We start from the raw sequence: 6,847 nt of genomic DNA, 5'->3' as shown, positions 1-6,847 counted from the left end.
TCGCAGTCGAATTCAATTGAAACGCTCGGGTGTGCTGACTGGATATGTGGGAAATGGACGATGTCTCCCCATATCAACAGGCGTTGATCCTCTGAATCGATGCGGTAGCCGGTGTGGCCGGGTGTGTGACCCGGCAGCCATTCCGGGAGAATGCCCTCGATTATCTTGTTCCCGTCAATAAAACGCAGTTTCTGTGCATAAGCCTCTAACGTTCGGCGGACCAGCATAAAATTGCGTTTCCTACGTTCGCTGGCAATTTTGAGTTTTTCATCATCCCTCCAGTATTGCGCCTCGAGAGGATGAAGATGAAGTTCAGCCTGTCTAAAGACTGGCTGGCCATCAGCGTCCAACAGGCCGCCAATGTGGTCAGGATGGCCGTGCGTCAGTAAGACCGTGTCCACGTCATCAGGGCTGACGCCAGCTGCCCTGAGATTTTCTCTGAGCAGCCCTCCCACGTTGTTGAGTCCTCCCGCACCAGCGTCAACGAGGAGGGTTCGGCCCCGACCACGGATGAGATAAGCGTTGATATGGATATTGCCGGGTTCAGCGATCCCGGCACTGTCCTGAATGAGCTCTGCATCCGCGGTCTCTATGCCTGACAGTAAATCCAGATTGGCTGACATATGGCCGTCACTCAGGGCCGTCACCAGAAAATCCCCGATCTGACGAGATGTGAAGGGTGAAGGATTCATTAATACCTCAGGGTTAGTTTCGAACATGTATGGGGGGCGCAGTAGAACCCAAACAGTGAATACGCGCCGTGAATTCTGTCGCCGCATTTCCAGCGCCCGGCACGGCGGTAAAATTCATTCCAGTCTTCCTCGCTTTTGGCATCATTCTTGGGGCATTCCACGACGTAGGGCATTGACTGACCGCGACATGAATCAACGGCAGGAACCTTATTGATGAGTTTTCATCATGCTACATGCTGTGTTTTCGGGTATGAATCGATACTATTTCATTAATCAGTGACATTCACTCACTGGAAGGTCGTTATATGCACAAAGTGAGGGACGGTTTTATGCGGAAAAAAATTCCCACTAGCGCTTCTCTGCAGGCGTTTGATGCCGCCGCAAGGCACGGTAATTTTGCCCGGGCCGCAGAAGAGTTATCGCTGACGGAAGGCGCCATCAGCCGGCAGATTGCACGCCTTGAATCGTTGCTGAATTGCAGACTGTTTGACCGAACGGGAAGCCGCGTAAAGCTTAATCCCATAGGAGCGCGCTATGCACACCACGTACGCGAAACGCTCGAGCGGCTCGAAAGGGATACGCAGTCCATCATGGGAATGCCGGAAGGCAGTAAAAGTCTGGATATTGCCGTCCTGCCGACGTTTTCCAGTCGATGGCTTATTCCCCGCTTGAGCGGCTTTAGATCTCTGTACCCGGACATAACCGTAAATATTGCGGCCAGAACCGACCCTTTCATTCTCACTGGGAGCGGTTTTGACGCCGTGGTTCATTTTGAGCATCCCGCATGGGCTGGCATGCGCATGCACTTTCTCTTTCAGGAAAAACTGGTGCCGGTATGCCATCCCGCACTGGTAACGGATAAGAACATCTACGATCAATTGAACGAACTGCCGCGCATTCATCGGCGGCAAAATCCGGAAGCATGGCAAACCTATGCCCAGGAAAGCGGGATAGTCCTGGATAATCCGGCGCAGGGTGTCCGGTATGACCTTCATGAAATGGCCATCGCGGCGGCATTGGTAGGACAGGGCGTGGCCATGGTGCCGCGAATGTACGTAGAAAAAGAACTGAGAAGCGGAGCGCTGGTCGCGCCTTGGCCAGAATCAGCACTCCTGAGCAAAAGATTCTGTTTAGTCAAACCTAGTGAAACGGGGATAAATGAATCTGCGCTGCTGGATTTTGAACGCTGGTTGCTGAGTGAAATGGTTGACGGTGCCACGACAACATGAGGATGAGAAAGCGTCAGGCAAGTTTGTGCCAGAAGCCAACATGGCTGATACCGAAGTTCGCTTATCAGCCGAAAGCGGGCCAACCATTATCAATAACGCTTGGCGTGTAGCGCGACCATCGTGGCAAGGTATTCTTGGTCGTGGGCCGCGATGTCTGCCTTTCGCTTATCGCAGCGCTGACGCTTCAACGCCCCGCGACTCTGTGCACCGAGTTGACGTGATGCATCGCCTTAGAACGTCCGCATTAGCCCGATCCGTAATGAAGATAACGCATGCTCACGGCTTAGTCAGGAGAAGGACCGCGCTCAAGGAAGGTGGAAAGCGCAATGTAGCTGCGCACAGAACGAACGCCATCAACGCACTGAATTTCCATCAAGAAATTCTCCAAAGACTCGGTGTTGGCGGCCCGTACTTTTATAAAGACACACCCGTCACCTGCGACGGTATGCAGTTCTTCCACTTCCTTCCGTTCAGTGAACTGCAGCAGGGCGCGTGTTGCGCTATAGCTGCTGGTCGTGATCACCAGAAACGTTAACAGCGTCCGTCCTAGCTTGCAGCCATCCAATACCGCCACGGTTCCTTTGATCACACCATCACGTTTCAGACGCTTCACGCGATCGTGCACCGCTGGCGCCGATAAGTTTACAATCTCGCTCAATTCCGTGTAACTTCGGCCTGCATCTTCCGCCAACGCACCTAATATTTTTCGGTCAATGGCATCAAGTTCTGCCGGTTTATGCTTTGTCCGCCGAATACCATCTTTTTCTTTATCGAATGTGCTCATAAGGGTGCCTGTCAGAATGAGAGCCTGAATATACTGGATTCTACCTAATATCATTAAGCCATAAAATGGATGATGGAGTTGCAATGCCCATAGCACTTTTAGCCCTCGCCGTCGGTGCATTCGGTATAGGCCTTACTGAATTTGTTATTGCCGGTATCCTCCCGCAAATTGCCGCAGAATTTAGCGTCAGTATCCCCAAAGCGGGAATGATGGCGACGTCCTACGCCCTTGGTGTCTTTATCGGTGCGCCGCTGTTAACGGTGTTGGGCGCAAGGGTTCCGCGCAAGGCCATGTTGATAGTGCTGGCTGGCATTTTCACGGTGGGCAATATCATTACGGCAATCGCACCGACGATGACGATCGGGATTGTTGGCCGTATTGTCACGTCCTTCAATCACGGCGCTTTTTTCGGTATCGGCTCAATTATTGCCGCGTCGTTGGTGGCACCTGGCCGTCAGGCAAGCGCAATTGCCTTTATGTTTTCGGGGCTGACGTTGGCAAACCTGGTCGGCGTTCCGGCAGGGACTTGGCTTGCGCAGACATTTAGCTGGAGACTGGTTTTCTGGGTGATAGCAGGTATCGGGCTGCTCACGATGGCCAGTATTGCTTTGCTGATCCCGCCTATCAAGAAAGGGAAGGCAATTGCATTGCGAAATGAGCTGCGTGCCTTCGTTGATCCGCAGGTGCTGCTCGTGATGGGGATTACCGTTTTTGGCCCGGCGGCCTTTTTCACCTCAATCACTTATATCGCCCCCATGGTGGTTCACGAAGCGGGCTTTTCTGCTGGCGGCGTTGCATGGCTGATGGTGCTTTTTGGTTTGGGGCTTGCCGTGGGGAACTGGGTTGGCGGACGCTTCGCCGATCGTTCACTTTTCGGCACGCTTTTCGTTACCCTTGCTGCTCAGGGTGTGGTTCTGCTGGTGTTATGGGCGGGTGTCGAAAGTCAGTGGGTAACCGGTGTCTCGGTATTCCTGATGGCGGCTTTCGGTTTTGCGACGGTCTCGCCGATTCAGAAGCTGGTGATGGATCGCGCCAGCCATGCGGGCGCCCCCACAATGGCCGCATCGGTCAATATCGGCATGTTTAATTTGGGAAATGCGCTGGGAGTATGGATCGGCGGGATAACGATCTCCGCCGGTTTTGGTCTGGCGTCACCCAACTGGGCGGGGGCCATTCTGTCGTTTATTGCGCTGGGCCTTGCTTTCCTGGTGTGGCAAAGCGCCCGTAAAGGTTACGCCCTGCCGATACATGAGTGATTTCAGAATACGGTGGGCACCCACTTAGCCGTGGGTGCCCTTTTCAAGAGATCAACGTCACCTTCTACTACTGCCGGGTTTTCATTGAGGCGCTGGCTCGCCACATCCGAGGTCTGCTCATTGATCTGGGCCAAACGCTCTAGAGGCAACAGGTTGAATTCAACGCATATTCGCTTGGGCAGTGCTTCCGGTTGGCTATGACGTAAAAAGTAATTTATTTACAACATGTTATTTGTTTTTTTATCGCTACCCCTTTCACCCCTTTCTGAATACACCGTCTCCTACTCGATGCCATCTTACCGAGCAGCAATCGCACTCCTTTTGCGCGGTGATGTGTCATGCCACCATCGTCCTGATGATTCTTCTCTGGCGCCAAATTGCCCCTCCTTTTTCCAGCCATAGGTGAGATAACCTGCACTCTTCTTTCTTATCCCTTGGGAACAGCCCACGGTGCAGAGGCCAGCTGTTTTCGCGGACGTTTTGCGCAAGATCGGTCAGGCAGGGCGCACGCCTTTCACACATACTGATTTGCACGGAGGATGCCATGTTTGACGATAAAACCGATCATTACACCCAGCGTTTTAAACGGGTCTTGGATTATATTGATCGCCATCTCGATGATGCTTTATTGCTGGAGGCGCTGAGTGAGGTCGCCCACTTTTCTCCTTTTCACTTCCATCGTCAGTTTTCAAGCTATTGCGGGATGCCGCCGGGTCGCTATATCCAAATGATGCGTTTGAAACGCGCTTCTTATCGATTGGTCTTTAATCCGTTAGAAAGCATCACCGATATCGCGTTCGATGCCGGTTTCCAGCACACGGAATCATTCAGCCGTGCTTTCAGGCATAGGTTTGGCCTGTCGCCGACGCAGTTTCGCCAGCAGCCAACCTGGATTGATTGGCATCAACGCCTGGCTACAACGCAAAGAGTAAGGAGGTATACCTTGCAATCTCAGGTCAAGATCGTCCACTTCCCGGCAACACCCGTTGCGATGCTGACTCATCGAGGGCCGTCGGAACGAACCAACGAAACGGCGACTCGCTTTGTTGAATGGCGTAAAACGAGCGGCCTTTCCCCAGTCGGCAGTAGTCAGACTTATGGCGTCGCTCCTGACGATCCGATAAGTACGCCCACAGCCGATTTTCGCTTTGATATCTGTGGTTCAGTGGTCGCGCCTGTCGATGAGGATAATCCGTTTGGCGTCGTGAATGCGGTCATCCCCGCAGGACGTTGCGCCGTGGTGCGGCATTGTGGTTCGCATGATGCTTTGTCTGATGGCGCACGCGATCTCTACGGCAAGTGGCTGCCCCAAAGCGGCGAGGAGTTACGAGATTATCCGCTGTTTTTTCACTACCTTAATTTTGCCCATGAGGTAGCGGAGCACGAATTGGTAACGGATATCTATCTGCCGTTAAAATGACCGCGATAGCCCGGGAGCGCGCGTAACCGGGTTACCGTTTCTCTTCACGGATCATCAGCCATCCATCAACCTGCGCATAATTTGTGCGTTCGGTAATGACTAACGTCACGTCTAAACGATCTGAGTCACATTCAGCAGACCGCTCAACGAGCGTCTTTCATCGGCATGGTTAACATGCGATGGCGCAAAACCGATGAAAATGGTCGGTATGTGTTGCATGGGTGAGTTGAAAAATAGCGTCACCGCATTTCTTGGTGCGCAAAAAAAACGCACATTCTCCTCTCCGCCGCTTATTTTTCGTTTCTTAAATTTGATACCTTTTACGTGCAAATGTATAACCTTCTGAACGTCATGATGGTAATTAACGGCCTCGGTAATGAAGAATAGAGCGCATCCATGACGTTGAATGTAATTATTATACGTTTTTTGTTTTTAAAGCATTATTTCTTAATCGGTTTCCAAAATTAAATGAATTTGAAATAATAAATAACTCTTATTTGTGTTAGTGAATGTTAAGAATCATGTATTTAATAAATTTACAATTCGGCGTGATACTAATTTTTATTTTTATGGATTTCGTTTGGGCCTTATTAAGGGAGGAGTGATTAAACAGAAATTTTTAAAAGGGGGTTGTTTTTATTAATTGCATGCTTTCTAATAGCGAAGGCTGATTTTTGTTATTTTAAGACATACTAAAAATACGCTTCTTTACCTTTGATTTTTTGATTTATCTTCTTGATTTTTATCTACTAGTTTTTTCATGTCAGGGCGCTGGTTATTGAGTGTGCTTATAGGGCTGTTACTATGATGTGAACCAATGTGGGGTTGTTGAGTTTATTTTTATTCGATTGTTTCAGCTCGTGACATTTGAGATTCTTCTGTTATCGGTGACTCTATATTTAATCTTGTGTCTGCTTTGTGATGAAGCGCCCTAAGGCATTTGTCATTATCTATTTCTCAGGTTTTATTTTATTTTTTCAGCCGGTAGCTCTGTCTTTTTCACCATAAAATATTTCCCCATATCTCATTATTGAGACGGTTTTTGTTATTTATAAAGATTTATCTCGCAGTGTTAATTAATGGCGAGACAATAATTTATATGAAAACGAAAATAGCCGGACTGATGGGGCGTAAGCGGGTTTATAACGAGTTTGGTCAGTGACCTCATTGAACGATGTAAGAAAGGAGTCCTATGTCAATTTTTGATATGCAGCCCTGTCTGACACGGGAAGCACAGTCCATTTACCCCCTCAGTCGTGCTCAGCAAGGCCTCTGGTTTGCTCAGTACCTCAATCCTGAGGCGAAGGCAAACGTCTTTAACGTTGCCGAATATGTTGAAATATCGGCCGCACTGAATCCAGCGCGTTTTGAAATGGCGGTAAGAACCGCCGTTCAGGAGACAGAATCCCTACGAGTGCGTTTAGACGTTTCGTCCCTTGACGTCACTCAGTCCCCGGACGTGGCAT

General features: G+C 50.1%; 6 protein-coding genes. 4 read left to right on the top strand and 2 right to left on the bottom strand.

Features of this window, described 5'->3' with window-relative positions; all coding sequences use genetic code 11:
- A partial coding sequence (locus Q7O77_RS12510) for an MBL fold metallo-hydrolase (protein ID WP_304167768.1) occupies positions 1–692 on the bottom strand: 692 nt, incomplete at its 3' end.
- 329 nt (positions 693–1,021) lie between these two features.
- Here Q7O77_RS12510 and Q7O77_RS12505 point away from each other — a divergent pair.
- A complete protein-coding gene (locus Q7O77_RS12505; protein WP_304167765.1) occupies positions 1,022–1,921 on the top strand; it encodes a LysR substrate-binding domain-containing protein in 900 nt (299 codons plus the stop codon).
- A gap of 283 nt (positions 1,922–2,204) precedes the next feature.
- On the opposite strand, the gene Q7O77_RS12500 is transcribed toward Q7O77_RS12505, so the two are convergent.
- Positions 2,205–2,705: an Lrp/AsnC family transcriptional regulator gene (locus Q7O77_RS12500; RefSeq protein ID WP_304167763.1), complete on the bottom strand. Its 501-nt coding sequence runs from the start codon at positions 2,703–2,705 to the stop codon at positions 2,205–2,207.
- 83 nt (positions 2,706–2,788) lie between these two features.
- On the opposite strand from Q7O77_RS12500, the gene Q7O77_RS12495 reads away from it, so the two are divergent.
- The 3 genes from Q7O77_RS12495 to Q7O77_RS12485 all read left to right on the top strand — a co-directional run.
- Positions 2,789–3,961: an MFS transporter gene (locus tag Q7O77_RS12495; RefSeq protein ID WP_304167760.1), complete on the top strand. Its 1,173-nt coding sequence runs from the start codon at positions 2,789–2,791 to the stop codon at positions 3,959–3,961.
- A 544-nt stretch (positions 3,962–4,505) separates the two neighbouring features.
- A complete protein-coding gene (locus Q7O77_RS12490) occupies positions 4,506–5,381 on the top strand; it encodes a GyrI-like domain-containing protein (protein WP_304167758.1) in 876 nt (291 codons plus the stop codon).
- A 1,192-nt stretch (positions 5,382–6,573) separates the two neighbouring features.
- Positions 6,574–6,847: condensation domain-containing protein (locus tag Q7O77_RS12485; RefSeq protein WP_304167755.1), on the top strand; the 274-nt coding region annotated here is incomplete at its 3' end.

Origin of the sequence: Lonsdalea britannica, from assembly GCF_946477055.1 — a bacterium.
In the GTDB taxonomy this organism is placed as follows: Bacteria; Pseudomonadota; Gammaproteobacteria; order Enterobacterales; family Enterobacteriaceae; genus Lonsdalea; species Lonsdalea britannica_A.
The sequence above is the reverse complement of the archived record's forward strand: the minus strand, read 5'-3'. Positions and strand labels throughout refer to the sequence as shown.

Bases quoted from the DNA above. Each gene is read 5' to 3' on its own strand.
- Q7O77_RS12505 (WP_304167765.1), top strand. From the start codon at position 1,022: ATGCGGAAAAAAATTCCCACTAGCGCTTCTCTGCAGGCGTTTGATGCC.
- Q7O77_RS12500 (WP_304167763.1), bottom strand. From the start codon at position 2,705: ATGAGCACATTCGATAAAGAAAAAGATGGTATTCGGCGGACAAAGCAT.
- Q7O77_RS12495 (WP_304167760.1), top strand. From the start codon at position 2,789: ATGCCCATAGCACTTTTAGCCCTCGCCGTCGGTGCATTCGGTATAGGC.
- Q7O77_RS12490 (WP_304167758.1), top strand. From the start codon at position 4,506: ATGTTTGACGATAAAACCGATCATTACACCCAGCGTTTTAAACGGGTC.